General features: G+C 72.2%; 20 protein-coding genes and 1 pseudogene. 11 read left to right on the forward strand and 10 right to left on the reverse strand.

Annotated features, from left to right (window positions below; all coding sequences use genetic code 11):
* Positions 1-377: 377 nt before the first annotated feature.
* Positions 378-827, reverse strand: a complete 450-nt coding sequence (locus VSR01_RS00005) for a hypothetical protein (protein WP_326447221.1) — start codon at positions 825-827, stop codon at positions 378-380.
* 138 nt (positions 828-965) lie between these two features.
* Here VSR01_RS00005 and tpg (VSR01_RS00010) point away from each other — a divergent pair, with 138 nt between their 5' ends.
* The 6 genes from tpg (VSR01_RS00010) (at position 966) to VSR01_RS00035 (ending at position 3,835) form a co-directional block, all read left to right on the forward strand.
* Positions 966-1,349, forward strand: coding sequence for a telomere-protecting terminal protein Tpg (gene tpg / locus VSR01_RS00010; RefSeq protein WP_326447222.1), 384 nt, complete (start codon positions 966-968; stop codon positions 1,347-1,349).
* Positions 1,350-1,991: 642 nt separating this feature from the next.
* A complete protein-coding gene (locus tag VSR01_RS00015) occupies positions 1,992-2,294 on the forward strand; it encodes a hypothetical protein (protein ID WP_326447223.1) in 303 nt (100 codons plus the stop codon).
* A gap of 54 nt (positions 2,295-2,348) precedes the next feature.
* Positions 2,349-2,558, forward strand: a complete 210-nt coding sequence (locus VSR01_RS00020; protein ID WP_326447224.1) for a hypothetical protein — start codon at positions 2,349-2,351, stop codon at positions 2,556-2,558.
* A gap of 471 nt (positions 2,559-3,029) precedes the next feature.
* Positions 3,030-3,278, forward strand: a complete 249-nt coding sequence (locus tag VSR01_RS00025) for a hypothetical protein (protein WP_326447225.1) — start codon at positions 3,030-3,032, stop codon at positions 3,276-3,278.
* A complete protein-coding gene (locus tag VSR01_RS00030) occupies positions 3,278-3,535 on the forward strand; it encodes a hypothetical protein (protein WP_326447226.1) in 258 nt (85 codons plus the stop codon). Before VSR01_RS00025 ends, VSR01_RS00030 begins: the two co-directional genes overlap by 1 nt.
* Before the next feature lie 63 nt (positions 3,536-3,598).
* On the forward strand, positions 3,599-3,835 hold the full coding sequence (locus VSR01_RS00035; protein WP_326447227.1) for a hypothetical protein: 237 nt from the start codon (positions 3,599-3,601) through the stop codon (positions 3,833-3,835).
* 84 nt (positions 3,836-3,919) lie between these two features.
* Here VSR01_RS00035 and VSR01_RS00040 read toward each other — a convergent pair whose 3' ends face one another.
* Positions 3,920-4,225: a hypothetical protein gene (locus VSR01_RS00040; RefSeq protein WP_326447228.1), complete on the reverse strand. Its 306-nt coding sequence runs from the start codon at positions 4,223-4,225 to the stop codon at positions 3,920-3,922.
* A 180-nt stretch (positions 4,226-4,405) separates the two neighbouring features.
* A complete protein-coding gene (locus VSR01_RS00045) occupies positions 4,406-4,837 on the reverse strand; it encodes a hypothetical protein (protein WP_326447229.1) in 432 nt (143 codons plus the stop codon).
* A gap of 1,057 nt (positions 4,838-5,894) precedes the next feature.
* On the opposite strand from VSR01_RS00045, the pseudogene VSR01_RS00050 reads away from it, so the two are divergent.
* From VSR01_RS00050 to VSR01_RS00065, 4 genes and pseudogenes are all read left to right on the forward strand, one after another.
* Positions 5,895-6,760: pseudogene (locus tag VSR01_RS00050) on the forward strand (IS5 family transposase).
* Between the two features lie 449 nt (positions 6,761-7,209).
* The gene (locus tag VSR01_RS00055) at positions 7,210-7,767 is read left to right on the forward strand and encodes a hypothetical protein (protein WP_326447231.1); all 558 of its coding nucleotides are present in this window, start codon (positions 7,210-7,212) and stop codon (positions 7,765-7,767) included.
* Entirely contained in the window at positions 7,764-8,228 is a 465-nt protein-coding gene (locus VSR01_RS00060; protein WP_326447232.1) for a helix-turn-helix transcriptional regulator, read from the forward strand. The genes VSR01_RS00055 and VSR01_RS00060 overlap by 4 nt, the downstream gene beginning before the upstream one ends.
* A gap of 225 nt (positions 8,229-8,453) precedes the next feature.
* Positions 8,454-8,759: a hypothetical protein gene (locus tag VSR01_RS00065; RefSeq protein WP_326447228.1), complete on the forward strand. Its 306-nt coding sequence runs from the start codon at positions 8,454-8,456 to the stop codon at positions 8,757-8,759.
* Positions 8,760-8,843: 84 nt separating this feature from the next.
* Here the strand turns inward: VSR01_RS00065 and VSR01_RS00070 are convergent, their stop codons facing one another.
* From VSR01_RS00070 to tpg (VSR01_RS00095), 6 genes are all read right to left on the reverse strand, one after another.
* Positions 8,844-9,080: a hypothetical protein gene (locus VSR01_RS00070; RefSeq protein WP_326447233.1), complete on the reverse strand. Its 237-nt coding sequence runs from the start codon at positions 9,078-9,080 to the stop codon at positions 8,844-8,846.
* A gap of 63 nt (positions 9,081-9,143) precedes the next feature.
* Positions 9,144-9,407, reverse strand: coding sequence for a hypothetical protein (locus VSR01_RS00075; RefSeq protein ID WP_326447234.1), 264 nt, complete (start codon positions 9,405-9,407; stop codon positions 9,144-9,146).
* The gene (locus tag VSR01_RS00080) at positions 9,407-9,655 is read right to left on the reverse strand and encodes a hypothetical protein (protein ID WP_326447225.1); all 249 of its coding nucleotides are present in this window, start codon (positions 9,653-9,655) and stop codon (positions 9,407-9,409) included. The genes VSR01_RS00075 and VSR01_RS00080 overlap by 1 nt, the downstream gene beginning before the upstream one ends.
* Positions 9,656-10,128: 473 nt before the next feature.
* Positions 10,129-10,395: a hypothetical protein gene (locus VSR01_RS00085; RefSeq protein ID WP_326447235.1), complete on the reverse strand. Its 267-nt coding sequence runs from the start codon at positions 10,393-10,395 to the stop codon at positions 10,129-10,131.
* Positions 10,392-11,138 carry a hypothetical protein gene (locus VSR01_RS00090; protein ID WP_326447236.1) on the reverse strand — a complete coding sequence of 249 codons (747 nt, stop codon included), beginning with the start codon at positions 11,136-11,138 and terminating at the stop codon, positions 10,392-10,394. The genes VSR01_RS00085 and VSR01_RS00090 overlap by 4 nt, the downstream gene beginning before the upstream one ends.
* Positions 11,139-11,218: 80 nt before the next feature.
* Complete coding sequence (gene tpg / locus VSR01_RS00095) at positions 11,219-11,833, reverse strand: telomere-protecting terminal protein Tpg (protein ID WP_326447237.1); 615 nt, start codon at positions 11,831-11,833, stop codon at positions 11,219-11,221.
* Positions 11,834-11,858: 25 nt separating this feature from the next.
* Between tpg (VSR01_RS00095) and VSR01_RS00100 the strand changes: the two genes are divergently transcribed.
* The gene (locus VSR01_RS00100) at positions 11,859-12,398 is read left to right on the forward strand and encodes a hypothetical protein (protein WP_326447238.1); all 540 of its coding nucleotides are present in this window, start codon (positions 11,859-11,861) and stop codon (positions 12,396-12,398) included.
* 195 nt (positions 12,399-12,593) lie between these two features.
* On the opposite strand, the gene VSR01_RS00105 is transcribed toward VSR01_RS00100, so the two are convergent.
* On the reverse strand, positions 12,594-13,463 hold the full coding sequence (locus VSR01_RS00105) for a hypothetical protein (protein WP_326447239.1): 870 nt from the start codon (positions 13,461-13,463) through the stop codon (positions 12,594-12,596).
* Positions 13,464-13,563 lie beyond the last annotated feature (100 nt).

The raw sequence follows: 13,563 nt of genomic DNA on the forward strand, positions 1-13,563 counted from the left end.
CACAGCGGCAGAAGCGAAACCCTCAGGGCTACCGGGATCGGACGTGCCGGTGCGCGGCGGAAAGGAAGACGAACTCGCGACGCCGCGCCGTAGCCGCAGGCGAAGCCCCACGGCCAGCCACGACGTTCACCGCGCCCGCCACCTGGCGGCGGCGACTGCTCGGCAGGTGAGGATGCGAACGGCCCCAGCCCCCTGTGTGGGGAGGCCGGGGCCGCGGTGCCCGGGAGGCCCGTGCGACGACGGTAGCGAGCGCGCCGCCTCCTGCCACCCCTGCGGACACGACGATCATCAGCCGGCCGTGCGGGCCCCCATCGCGGGGTGTTCGTCTCGCAGGCGTTCCAGGGTGGCGGCGACGTCGCCGCGGTCGTCCTGGTCGGTCAGGAGACCGGTGATGAAGCGCAGGAGGCTGCGGGCCAGGCCGATGCAGCCGGTGGTGGGGAGTCGCGTTGCCAGTCCCGCAGCGCGGACAGCAGGACGTCCCCGACGCGCTCCAGGATGAACGAGTCGGCGGTGGGGTCTTCGTCGTCCGGCACGGTGGTGACGGGCAGGACCAGGTCCTCGGTCAGCCGCAGCATGAGGAACGGCAGCTCGGGGTCGGCTTCCTCGCGGCCGACGACATTGGCGCCGCCGCCGGCTTCGAGCGCCATGAGGTAGGCGAAGGCGCGGTCGACCTGCTCGGGAGTCAGCGGGGTGCGGGGCGGGGCCAGGTACGGCATGAGCGTCTCCTGTTCGTTGGCGGCCGCCGTGCCGGTCACGGCGGCCTTCCCGGACAGGCTCGGTCTCCTGGCCTGTGGATAGCGGTCGGCGATCCGGCGGCGACTGTCCACAGGCCAGCGGCCCGAACGTGTCCGTATGACGAGCGATCACGACGACAGCGCCCTGCCCGCACCCCGCCCGCCGCGCGGTGCGGGGCCAGTTCCACGACGGCCTGGAGGCGGCGGAGCGCGCCGGAGTTCACCCGGCCGGTGCCGAAGGGTGCGGGCGCGCAGTTCCGGTTCCTGCTGGCCGGCGCGAAGGGCTCCACAGCGGCCGTAGCCGCCCGTCTGGGCATCTCCCGCCGCACCGTGCAGCGGTACGCCGCAGGCAGGCTCAGGCGGCCGCAGAAGGCCCTGCGGGCGGCCCTGGAAGAGGAGACCGCGCGGGACTGGCAGCCGGGGGTTCGCGCCCGGGTCCGCGAACAGGCCTCCTCCGGCGGCGGCTTGCTGATCGAGGCCCGTGCCCGGTTCGGGTTCCGGGCCGCGCTCGGCTCCACCGACGACCCGCGCATGCGGCTCATCCGGCAGACCGTCTCCCCGGACCACGCGGGCCGGGACCCTCGCCGCCCGCGAGCGGGGCGCGACCGAAGCTGAGTTGCAGGAGCTGGTAGCGCAGGCTCTCGGATACGCCTACTTCGGGAATTTCGGTGATCGGGCGAAGGGGGTTGAGGCGGTATTCACCGACGTGGATTACATCGACTTCCGTTTTTGAGCGGGCCACGCGGGAGAGCTGGGTATACCTGGCTCTCCGAATTACCGAGCGGACCCGTTCCCGTGTGCAAGAGAGCCGCCGATGCGAACGCCCCGGCACGCAGTCCACCGTCCTCCCGGCCCGCGCGAGGCGGTCGACCCCGCCCGCATCGGCCGGCGCGTGGTGCGCCGCCGCGCCACGGGCATGACCGCCGACGCGGTCGCGGCCGCGCTGGACGACGCGCGGTTCATGGCCCGGCAGGCATCCCGGCACGAGGACCTGGCCGACGACCCGCGCGGCCGGGCGGAGCTCGCGGAGTGGGAACGCATCGACCAGCTGCTCGCCGCCGCGGGGTCGGGCGCGGCTCACGACCCGCAGAGCGACGACGTCGCGCGGGCGGAGCTGGCGGCCGACGCCGCGGCCGCCGCCGCACGGGAAGCCGGCCTGCGCGAGCAGGCGCGGATCGAGGCCCGCGCGGATGAGCTCCAGGCGCTGCGCGAGCTCGGCACCCTGCACAGGCCGAACCCCGTCCGGGTGACGAGGCGGTGCGGGACCTGCTCACCCGCCGCGCCGGCCACTACGTCCAGCGAGACCTTGACGCCTGGTTCGCGCACGCCCTGGCCACCGGCCGCGGCCACTACGCCGACCCGGCCGCCCGCCAGGCCGCTGCCGACCTCCTACCGCGCCCGATCCTCACCCACGCCGCGCTGCTGGCCGCCCTCGCCCGCCTCCAGCCCGGTACCGACGTCGACCATCTGGCGTTCGCCGGCCGCCTCGCGAACGCCGACCCGGAAGCCGCCGCGGACCTGGCCGCCTTCCTGGACCGCGCCCTCGGCGGGCAGTCGTGAGCGCCGACCGCACCGTCGCGGTGTGGGTGACGGTCTCGGCTGCCGGCACGCAGGGTGGAGACCCTGACCGCCGGTGGCCGGGTCCACGTCGACGTCCTGGCGCCGGTCGGCGAGGCGGACCCGGAAGACGAGGCCGACGCCTACAACCCGGTCTGCGACTGCCCGTGGGTGCCCAGCGACTGGTGCGATCCTTGCGGCGGCTGCGCAGCCTGCGGGGAGTGCACCCACCGCCCCGGACCGCCGCAACGCCGGGTGTCACGCTGACGCAGGGTGAGCGTTACAGCGGCCGGTGAGCGTGACACCTCGCGTTACACCACCACCGCGCCGCCCGGATGACTGAAGCCGCAGGTCAACGCACATCATGGCCACGCTTGGAGGGTAGGTCGGCGGTCTGCCCGGGGTTGTCACGATCACCGTGATCACCGGCCAGGAGGGCCGATCCGGGCCCTTCCGGGGTGAGCGTGACAGCGTTACACCTGCCCCTGATCTCACCGACCGTGAGTGCCGCGCCCGGTCCGGCCGACCGGCCGCGCCTCACCTCAGCCCGGAGCCTGTCACCCCGTAACCATCCCGGGACCGGCTCGTTGGACACCGCGATCCCCCACCTCCGAAGCCCCGGAGCCAAGCCCCCACGGCGCCCGGGGCTTCGTGCTTCCCGATGTCCGGTCAAGGGGATACGGGCAGCCCTGCGGCCGCTACCGTGGCATCAGCCCGCAAGCGCCCTGGAGGCCCGTGATGAGCGACCAGCCCGCCCCCGACGACGTCCAGCTGTCAGCCGGCGGCCGCGAGGCACTGACCCCGGACGGGGCGCAGGCACTGCGCGCGTACGCGGCCCGCACCCGCGAGAACGCCGACCGCCTGGCCGCCGTCCTCGAGGACATCGCGCTCAACGGCCTGCCCGACCCCGCGGACTGCACGCCGTGGGAAGAGCTGCGGGAGCGCAAGCTCGCGCAGCTGCACGCCGCACGCGGCCACGTCGCCTGATGTCGCGCCACTCCCGCCGCGCCCGCATCACCTTCAGCGAGTCGGCGGAGAAGCAGATCGAAGCCCTGACCGACGAAGCCGAGCTGCTCGCCTGGACCGCGCCCTGGCGGTGCTGTCCGTCGACCCCGACGCCGGCGCCCGATCCCGGATCCCACCCCGGCCTGCGCGACTACCGCGACGACGTCGACGACGTCCGCGTGATCTACTTCGTCACCGCGCTGCGCACGATCGTGGTCGTCGCCTACATCGAGGCCTGACCTGCTGCGCCGTACGGGTGACCGCCCTGGAACCGATCAGCGCATCGCGCTGACGATGAGGGCATGACCACCTCCGCAGCCGACCGGCTCTTCCCAGACCACCGCGTCTTCCAGCGGATCCCTCACCGGATCCGGCTGGGTGCAGGCGCCGTCATCGTCACCTCGATCGCCGCGGTGGCGCAGGCCGGCGCTGTTGTCGCCAAGTCCGCCATCGAGCAGCGAGGACTGACCCGGCGCGCGGAGATCAGGGCACAGACGCAGCGCTCGCAGCAGAGCACTCAGCCGGGCAGCAGCGACTGACCCTGTTGCTGGCGGGCACCACCACGCACAGCCCCTCGAGCAGCGCGCGGTGCAGCAGGACCACTTGGCCGTGCTCCACCGGGATCACGGCCAGGTGGTCAGGGCGTCGACCAGGACGCGCAGCTGCAGTACGACGTCCTCGCCGGCGGCGGCCTGGTCCAGGATGTCGGCGGCCGGCGCCAGGACGTCGATCAGCCGCCCGGCCCGCACCTCGGGCGCCACCTCGCGCAGGGCAGCGCGCAGGAAGTGCGCGTCCCACCGGCCGCGGGCGAGGCCTTCGGCAAGGTCCCGCTCTGCAGGGTCCGGCACCCAGGCGCCGGCCCGGTAGCTCTCCAGCAACACCGCCGCGTCCCGGCACAACGCCTGTCCCAGCGCACTCGTGGTCGTCACACAGCCCCAACGACACCCTGCCGTCGACGGCACGGGAGCAGTACGCAACGCACCGAAGCAACACCGGGCAGCACCCCGGTTGCTGCCCGGGCTGCTGCTTCGGTGCGTTGCTCCGGTTGCTTCGGAGCTTTGGGACAGTCGGGCATGGCAACGGCGCCGCACCTCGGGAGTGCAGCGCCGTCATCTGGGGAGCAACCTCTGGCCGCGTGGCCGTGAAGGCCGTTCGAGCTGGCGAGTGCAGGGAGGGCCGGGCTTCGGGTACGGGGCGTCCTCGCCCCCGTCGGGGTCCGGGTCGAAGTCCGCGCCGGTGCGCGGGTCACTGCTGCGCGGGGGGCGGATGTCGCCGGTGGGCAAGTTCAGCGGCCACATGAACGTGGCGGGGTCCTGGAGGTGGTTGAGCATGTGGGTCAGCGATTCGTAGCCGGCCAGCAGCGGGTGGATCAGCACGGTGCCGCGGCGCTGGCGGTCTCCGAGGATGGCCCTTGTCGCGCAGCTGGCTGATCGCGCGGGACGGCGGCGCGTGATGTCGAGGCGCTCCGCGAGTTCCTGCTGCCTCACGCGGACCAGTCCGCCGGGCTCCTGGCGGGCGGTCAGGACGTCGAAGACGCTCACGGGCCGCGGGGCAGGCAGGGCGTTCGGCAGAGCCTCGAAGCATCCCCCCTCCGGGTTGTGGAAGCCGGGCGCGCTCATCGCGCAGGTTCCCCTCTCCCGACCGGAATGACGATCTCCTCGGCTGGTCAGCAGCGTGTCCTTACCCAGCTTCGCAAGCAGCGCGCGCTGCTTGCGACTGCCCCACCGGTAGTGGCGTAGAGCGGGTGCAGCCGGTACTGGCCGCGTCGCCTCCTTCCAGGCCGAAGTTGTGCCGGGTGAGCTCTCCGACGGCGCGGAGCACCTTCGACTGCGAGCAGCCGAACTTCCCACCGCCCAGGCTCGCCTGGGTCATCTCCACCAGGGCCTGCCGCCGTTCGTGGCGGACGGTCATGCGGTCCAGCACGTTCCGCGAGGTCGCCGAGAGGGTCCCAATTTCACAGGCGCTTCGCTCTGCGTGACCGCGCTTCGCGCGGTCTGCCCGGCTCCGCCGGGCCAACCCCTCCGCTTCGCTCCAGGGTTGACGACCCGCCATGCGGCGGGCTCCGCCCGCCTCCTGACGGCCCGTGGCCCCTCGCTCCGCTCGGGTCCAGGCGGTGCGCGCTGCGCACCGCAACCGGTGCCCGAACAGGCATCCGTGCGGCCCGCGAAGGGCGGGCAACAAGCAGGCTGACTAGAAGGGAGGGGGCGGGCGCGGTGGGCCGGCCCGGGCGGAACGGGGCAGGGGTGCGGCGGCCGGCGGGTGACTGGGGTGACCGGGCTCGAGCAGGGGGCGGGCAGGGGTGATCGAGTGCGCGTGGGGTGGGGGTCAGTTCCGGACAGTTCCGGTCGCGGGGGCCAATCCGTGGTGCGTCAGTTCTGCGAGTGCGCTAGCCTCTGGACTCAGACACCACCCCCGGAGCACACCCGCCCGGGGCGCATCGCGGCGTCAATCCTCGGTGCCTGCTTTGGCGGTTGAGTCGCCTAAATCGGCTCAGCGAATGCAAGGGAAATACGATCGCTAACCTGATTTCGACGGCGGGCAATTACCTCAGGCGGAGAACGGAAGGCTCAGCTGTTTTACAGCGGCTAACACAATGAGGTGGTTCGGTCCTGGTGGCCCTGTCCAGGGTGGTTGTTGCGCGTTCGGTTTGGTGTGAGTGCTGAGCCGTGGAAGGTGTCGGATGACTTGTGGCAGCGGATCGAGCCGCTGTTGCCGAGGCGGGAGCGGCGGTTTCGGTATCCGGGCCGCAGGCCGGTGCCGGACCGGGATGTGCTGTGCGGGATCTTGTACGTGCTGCATACCGGGGTGCAGTGGGAGTACCTGCCCAAGGAGCTGGGCTTCGGCTCAGGGATGACGTGCTGGCGGCGGCTACGGGACTGGAACGAGGCTGGAGTCTGGCAGCGTCTTCACGAGGTCCTGCTCGCCGAGCTCAACGCGGCCTCGCGCCTGGACTGGTCACGATGCGTGGTGGACTCTTCGCACGTCAGGGCGTTAAAAGGGGGCTCGCGACGGGCCCGTCGCCGGTCGACCGAGGCCGGGCGGGCTCGAAACACCACCTGATCACCGACGGGCACGGCACCCCGCTGGCAGTGCTGCTCACTGGCGGCAACCGCAATGACGTCACCCAGCTCCTGCCACTGCTCGACGCGGTTCCGCCGGTGCGCGGCCGACGTGGCCGCCCGCGCCGCAAGCCCGACTCGCTGTTCGCCGACCGCGGCTACGACCACGACGTCTACCGCGACCAGGTCCGCGCCCGCCGCATCGTGCCGGCCATCGCCCGCCGGGGAACCAGGCACGGCACCGGCCTGGGAACCTACCGCTGGGTCGTGGAACGCACCTTCGCCTGGCTCCACGGGTTCAAACGACTCCGCACCCGCTGGGAACGAAGGGCCGACATCCACGAGGCCTTCCTCAAACTCGCCTGCTGCCTCATCACTCACCGACAACTCAGCTCATTGTGTTAGCCGCTGTTAGTGCCGGAATTCGGGGTGCGGAGGTACAGGAGCTGTGCGGCTGCCAGGCCGTGCGGCGGAACCGCCCACCGTGGTCGGCCCTGCCCTCTTACTTGCGGTCGTCGTGGCCGGTACTGCCCGGGACTCGGCTCCGTTGATGCCGCCCGCTGCCCGTCTGGAGTTTCGCCGCCGGGGCCGAGGTGGGCGGCGGGAGTGGGTGCCCGGGGTGGGATCGGAGGCGCGCCTAAAAGATCAGATAGCGGCGCGGCGCTGACCTGCGCAAACGGCACCGATGCATGCAGCCAGCGTGCATGCATCGGTGCCGTCGGGCCTGACTTGTATGCACGTAGGTGACTAGATCCACAGGGTCAAGGGACACGCCCGGCAGGTGCATGGATCCGCTGAATAACATGCAGGCGCTGGTATGTTATGCGGCCCCGACCTTGATCCAAGGAGAGCCCGTGGCCCAGCCCTTGAGGCGCAGCGAGTCCGCGCCCGTGCAGGCGGGACGGCTGGCTCCAGCTCCTGCGCCGGCGGACACCTTCGACGGGATGGAGTCGGCGCGGCAGCTGCTGCAGTCGCTGGAGAAGCTGGCCCGCAAGGGCGGCACGTTCAGCACGAACCCGGACGTCAAGCCGTACGCCTTCTACGGCCAGCAGCACCTGAGCATGTCGCAGGTGATCCAGGCGAACCTGTGGAAGTTCAACCTGTCGGCGACCTCGCGGAACGTGCTGGACCACATGACCGTCCACCACGACGACCAGGCCCTGGTGGAGATGACCCAGGCGAGCCTGGCGGTGAAGTTCGGCTGCTCGCAGTCGAAGGTGTCCCGCGCCGTCGGAGAGCTCACCCGGCACAACTTCGCCTGGAAGGAGCGACGCGGCCAGTACCGGCTGCACCCGCTCTACGCCTACCGGTGGGGCAGTCGCAAGCAGCGCGCGCTGCTTGCGAAGCTGGGTAAGGACACACTGACCACCAAGGAGATCGTCATTCCGGTCAGGAAGGAGACCTCGCGATGAGCACGCCCGGCTTCCACAACCCGGAGATCTTCGAGGTTCTGCCGAACGCCCGCCTGTCCCCCACGGCCCGTGACGTCTTCGACGTCCTGACCGCCCGCCAGGAGCCCGGCGGACTGGTCCGCGTGAGGCAGCAGGAACTCGCGGAGCGCCTCGACATCACGCAGGCCGCCGTCTCCCGCGCGATCAGCCAGCTGCGCGACAAGGGCATCCTCGGAGACCGCCAGCGCCGCGGCACCGTGCTGATCCACCCGCTGCTGGCCGGCTACGAATCGCTGACCCACATGCTCAACCACCTCCAGGACCCCGCCACGTTCATGTGGCCGCTGAACTTCCCCACCGGCGACATCCGCCCCCCGCGCAGCAGTGACCCGCGCACCGGCACGGACTTCGACCCGGACCCCGACGGGGGCGAGGACGCCCCCGTACCCGAAGCCCGGCCCTCCCTGCGGCTGGCCGGCTGAACGGCCCTCACGGCCACGCGGCCAGAGGTTGCTCCCCCCAGATGACGGCGCTGCACTCCCGAGGTGCGGCGCCGTTGCCATGCCCGACTGTCCCAAAGCTCCGAAGCAACCGGAGCAACGCACCGAAGCAGCAGCCCGGGCAGCAACCGGGGTGCTGCCCGGTGCTGCTTCGGTGCGTTGCGTACTGCTCCCGTGCCGTCGACGGCAGGGTGTCGTTGGGGCTGTGTGACGACCACGAGTGCGCTGGGACAGGCGTTGTGCCGGGACGCGGCGGTGTTGCTGGAGAGCTACCGGGCCGGCGCCTGGGTGCCGGACCCTGCAGAGCGGGACCTTGCCGAAGGCCTCGCCCGCGGCCGGTGGGACGCGCACTTCCTGCGCGCTGCCCTGCGCGAGGTGGCGCCCGAGGTGCGGGCCGGGCGGCTGATCGACGTCCTGGCGCCGGCCGCCGACATCCTGGACCAGGCCGCCGCCGGCGAGGACGTCGTACTGCAGCTGCGCGTCCTGGTCGACGCCCTGACCACCTGGCCGTGATCCCGGTGGAGCACGGCCAAGTGGTCCTGCTGCACCGCGCGCTGCTCGAGGGGCTGTGCGTGGTGGTGCCGGCCGGCAACAGGGTCAGTCGCTGCTGCCCGGCTGAGTGCTCTGCTGCGAGCGCTGCGTCTGTGCCCTGATCTCCGCGCGCCGGGTCAGTCCTCGCTGCTCGATGGCGGACTTGGCGACAACGGCGCCGGCCTGCGCCACCGCGGCGATCGAGGTGACGATGACGGGCGCCTGCACCCAGCCGGATCCGGTGAGGGATCCGCTGGAAGACGCGGTGGTCTGGGAAGAGCCGGTCGGCTCGGAGGTGGTCATGCCCTCATCGTCAGCGCGATGCGCTGATCGGTTCCAGGGCGGTCACCCGTACGGCGCAGCAGGTCAGGCCTCGATGTAGGCGACGACCACGATCGTGCGCAGCGCGGTGACGAAGTAGATCACGCGGACGTCGTCGACGTCGTCGCGGTAGTCGCGCAGGCCGGGGTGGGATCCGGGGATCGGGGCGCCGGCGTCGGGGTCGACGGACAGCACCGCCAGGGCGCGGTCCAGGGCGAGCAGTTCGGCTTCGTCGGTCAGGGCTTCGATCTGCTTCTCCGCCGACTCGCTGAAGGTGATGCGGGCGCGGGGGCGGGAGTGGCGCGACATCAGGCGACGTGGCCGCGTGCGGCGTGCAGCTGCGCGAGCTTGCGCTCCCGCAGCTCTTCCCACGGCGTGCAGTCCGCGGGGTCGGGCAGGCCGTTGAGCGCGATGTCCTCGAGGACGGCGGCCAGGCGGTCGGCGTTCTCGCGGGTGCGGGCCGCGTACGCGCGCAGTGCCTGCGCCCCGTCCGGGGTCAGTGCCTCGCGGCCGCCGGCTGACAGCTGGACGTCGTCGGGGGCGGGCTGGTCGCTCATCACGGGCCTCCAGGGCGCTTGCGGGCTGATGCCACGGTAGCGGCCGCAGGGCTGCCCGTATCCCCTTGACCGGACATCGGGAAGCACGAAGCCCCGGGCGCCGTGGGGGCTTGGCTCCGGGGCTTCGGAGGTGGGGGGATCGCGGTGTCCAACGAGCCGGTCCCGGGATGGTTACGGGGTGACAGGCTCCGGGCTGAGGTGAGGCGCGGCCGGTCGGCCCGGACCGGGCGCGGCACTCACGGTCGGTGAGATCAGGGGCAGGTGTAACGCTGTCACGCTCACCCCGGAAGGGCCCGGATCGGCCCTCCTGGCCGGTGATCACGGTGATCGTGACAACCCCGGGCAGACCGCCGACCTACCCTCCAAGCGTGGCCATAATGTGCGTTGACCTGCGGCTTCAGTCATCCGGGCGGCGCGGTGGTGGTGTAACGCGAGGTGTCACGCTCACCGGCCGCTGTAACGCTCACCCTGCGTCAGCGTGACACCCGGCGTTGCGGCGGTCCGGGGCGGTGGGTGCACTCCCCGCAGGCTGCGCAGCCGCCGCAAGGATCGCACCAGTCGCTGGGCACCCACGGGCAGTCGCAGACCGGGTTGTAGGCGTCGGCCTCGTCTTCCGGGTCCGCCTCGCCGACCGGCGCCAGGACGTCGACGTGGACCCGGCCACCGGCGGTCAGGGTCTCCACCCTGGTGCCGGCAGCCGAGACCGTCACCCACACCGCGACGGTGCGGTCGGCGCTCACGACTGCCCGCCGAGGGCGCGGTCCAGGAAGGCGGCCAGGTCCGCGGCGGCTTCCGGGTCGGCGTTCGCGAGGCGGCCGGCGAACGCCAGATGGTCGACGTCGGTACCGGGCTGGAGGCGGGCGAGGGCGGCCAGCAGCGCGGCGTGGGTGAGGATCGGGCGCGGTAGGAGGTCGGCAGCGGCCTGGCGGGCGGCCGGGTCGGCGTAGTGGCCGCGGCCGGTGGCCAGGGCGTGCGCGAACCAGGCGTCAAGGTCTCGCTGGACGTAGTGGCCGGCGCGGCGGGTGAGCAGGTCCCGCACCGCCTCGTCACCCGGACGGGGTTCGGCCTGTGCCAGGGTGCCGAGCTCGCGCAGCGCCTGGAGCTCATCCGCGCGGGCCTCGATCCGCGCCTGCTCGCGCAGGCCGGCTTCCCGTGCGGCGGCGGCCGCGGCGTCGGCCGCCAGCTCCGCCCGCGCGACGTCGTCGCTCTGCGGGTCGTAGACCGCGCCCGACCCCGCGGCGGCGAGCAGCTGGTCGATGCGTTCCCACTCCGCGAGCTCCGCCCGGCCGCGCGGGTCGTCGGCCAGGTCCTCGTGCCGGGATGCCTGCCGGGCCATGAACCGCGCGTCGTCCAGCGCGGCCGCGACCGCGTCGGCGGTCATGCCCGTGGCGCGGCGGCGCACCACGCGCCGGCCGATGCGGGCGGGGTCGACCGCCTCGCGCGGGCCGGGAGGACGGTGGACTGCGTGCCGGGGCGTTCGCATCGGCGGCTCTCTTTCACACGGGAACGGGTCCGCTCGGTAATTCGGAGAGCCAGGTATACCAGCTCTCCCGCGTGGCCCGCTCAAAAACGGAAGTCGATGTAATCCACGTCGGTGAATACCACCTCAACCCCCTTCGCCCGATCACCGAAATTCCCGAAGTAGGCGTATCCGAGAGCCTGCGCTACCAGCTCCTGCAACTCAGCTTCGGTCGCGCCCCGCTCGCGGGCGGCGAGGATCCGGCCCGCGTGGTCCGGGGAGACGGTCTGCCGGATGAGCCGCATGCGCGGGTCGTCGGTGGAGCCGAGCGCGGCCCGGAACCCGAACCGGGCACGGGCCTCGATCAGCAAGCCGCCGCCGGAGGAGGCCTGTTCGCGGACCCGGGCGCGAACCCCCGGCTGCCAGTCCCGCGCGGTCTCCTCTTCCAGGGCCGCCCGCAGGGCCTTCTGCGGCCGCCTGAGCCTGCCTGCGGCGTACCGCTGCACGGTGCGGCGGGAGATGCCCAGACGGGCGGCTACGGCCGCTGTGGAGCCCTTCGCGCGGGCCAGCAGGAACCGGAACTGCGCGCCCGCACCCTTCGGCACCGGCCGGGTGAACTCCGCGCGCTCCGCCGCCTCCAGGCCGTCGTGGAACTGGCCCCGCACCGGCGCCGGCGGGCGGGGTGCGGGCAGGGCGCTGTCGTCGTGATCGCTCGTCATACGGACACGTTCGGGCCGCTGGCCTGTGGACAGTCGCCGCCGGATCGCCGACCGCTATCCACAGGCCAGGAGACCGAGCCTGTCCGGGAAGGCCGCCGTGACCGGCACGGCGGCCGCCAACGAACAGGAGACGCTCATGCCGTACCTGGCCCCGCCCCGCACCCCGCTGACTCCCGAGCAGGTCGACCGCGCCTTCGCCTACCTCATGGCGCTCGAAGCCGGCGGCGGCGCCAATGTCGTCGGCCGCGAGGAAGCCGACCCCGAGCTGCCGTTCCTCATGCTGCGGCTGACCGAGGACCTGGTCCTGCCCGTCACCACCGTGCCGGACGACGAAGACCCCACCGCCGACTCGTTCATCCTGGAGCGCGTCGGGGACGTCCTGCTGTCCGCGCTGCGGGACTGGCAACGCGACTCCCCCACCACCGGCTGCATCGGCCTGGCCCGCAGCCTCCTGCGCTTCATCACCGGTCTCCTGACCGACCAGGACGACCGCGGCGACGTCGCCGCCACCCTGGAACGCCTGCGAGACGAACACCCCGCGATGGGGGCCCGCACGGCCGGCTGATGATCGTCGTGTCCGCAGGGGTGGCAGGAGGCGGCGCGCTCGCTACCGTCGTCGCACGGGCCTCCCGGGCACCGCGGCCCCGGCCTCCCCACACAGGGGGCTGGGGCCGTTCGCATCCTCACCTGCCGAGCAGTCGCCGCCGCCAGGTGGCGGGCGCGGTGAACGTCGTGGCTGGCCGTGGGGCTTCGCCTGCGGCTACGGCGCGGCGTCGGCGAGGTCCTCGTCTTCCTTGTCGGCCGGCGCGGGCAGTTCCTCCGGCACGTTCCGAAGCAGCGTCCCGGTGAGCCCTAGAAGGGTTTCGGCTTCCTCCCGGCTGTACTGGAAGTTCTTGGTCACCTCATCGAGGTGCATGGCGCCGGACGCCTGGCTGTAGAGCGACTCCCAGATCCGCCACCAGCGCTCCGACTGGTTGTGGTCGCGCGGGTTCTTCTTCCCGGGCCGGTCCCACGGGACGTTCTCCTTGAACCAGTCCAGCGCCATCCGCACTTCCAAAATCGCGGCGCGGTACTCGTTGCGGGTGATCAGCCGCTGCGCCGCGCGCAGGTGCGCGCCGGGGATGGCGCGCCGGGAGTCGTGGAGCGGGTACGGCACGGACATCTCGAACGCCGAGGACAGGGCGACCTGATCGACCTGCTCTTCCCAGCGGCTGCGGGGCACGGTGATGTAGGTCGTGACGTCGGCCGTGCCGGGGAAGCCCGTCGCCTGAGGGAGGGTCGCCCTCATCACGATCTGGAATCTGACGTCGCCGCCGGAGCGGCCGGCCTCGATCGCGTGCAGCTGGAGGTTCGTCAGGGGAAAGTGCATCTGCTGTCGGTGGATGGTGACCTTCGGCGTGTAGGCGAGGTTCCCTGTCCACCGGCCGAGGCGCGCTTCGTTGATCGGGGCGGGGGCGTGCCCGATCAGGTCGGCCTCCAGAGCGAGGATCTGCCCCGCCTCGGTGAACGGCGAGACGGCGATGGCTGCCTGGAAACGCAGCTCGTGGCCGCCGATGGAGCGCAGGAGTGCGACCTGCTCGTCAGGCTCGACCGTGAAGCGGGTGTTGTCCTCGAAGCGCAGTTCGTGCACAGGTCCCCCAGTTGGGTGCAGTGATCACCCGATTCTGCCCCGCCCGGGCCCGGGACGCCGCCGGTTTCCAGGGCCGGCGGCCGCAGCCCTGTCGGTCGGA

Source organism: Actinacidiphila sp. DG2A-62 (assembly GCF_035825295.1).
Taxonomy (GTDB): domain Bacteria; phylum Actinomycetota; class Actinomycetes; order Streptomycetales; family Streptomycetaceae; genus Actinacidiphila.

Bases quoted from the DNA above. Each gene is read 5' to 3' on its own strand.
- VSR01_RS00070 (WP_326447233.1), bottom strand. From the start codon at position 9,080: ATGACCACCTCCGAGCCGACCGGCTCTTCCCAGACCACCGCGTCTTCC.
- VSR01_RS00060 (WP_326447232.1), top strand. From the start codon at position 7,764: ATGAGCACGCCCGGCTTCCACAACCCGGAGATCTTCGAGGTTCTGCCG.
- VSR01_RS00030 (WP_326447226.1), top strand. From the start codon at position 3,278: ATGTCGCGCCACTCCCGCCGCGCCCGCATCACCTTCAGCGAGTCGGCG.
- VSR01_RS00035 (WP_326447227.1), top strand. From the start codon at position 3,599: ATGACCACCTCCGCAGCCGACCGGCTCTTCCCAGACCACCGCGTCTTC.
- VSR01_RS00075 (WP_326447234.1), bottom strand. From the start codon at position 9,407: ATGTCGCGCCACTCCCGCCCCCGCGCCCGCATCACCTTCAGCGAGTCG.
- VSR01_RS00025 (WP_326447225.1), top strand. From the start codon at position 3,030: ATGAGCGACCAGCCCGCCCCCGACGACGTCCAGCTGTCAGCCGGCGGC.
- tpg (WP_326447237.1), bottom strand. From the start codon at position 11,833: ATGACGAGCGATCACGACGACAGCGCCCTGCCCGCACCCCGCCCGCCG.
- VSR01_RS00090 (WP_326447236.1), bottom strand. From the start codon at position 11,138: ATGCGAACGCCCCGGCACGCAGTCCACCGTCCTCCCGGCCCGCGCGAG.
- VSR01_RS00080 (WP_326447225.1), bottom strand. From the start codon at position 9,655: ATGAGCGACCAGCCCGCCCCCGACGACGTCCAGCTGTCAGCCGGCGGC.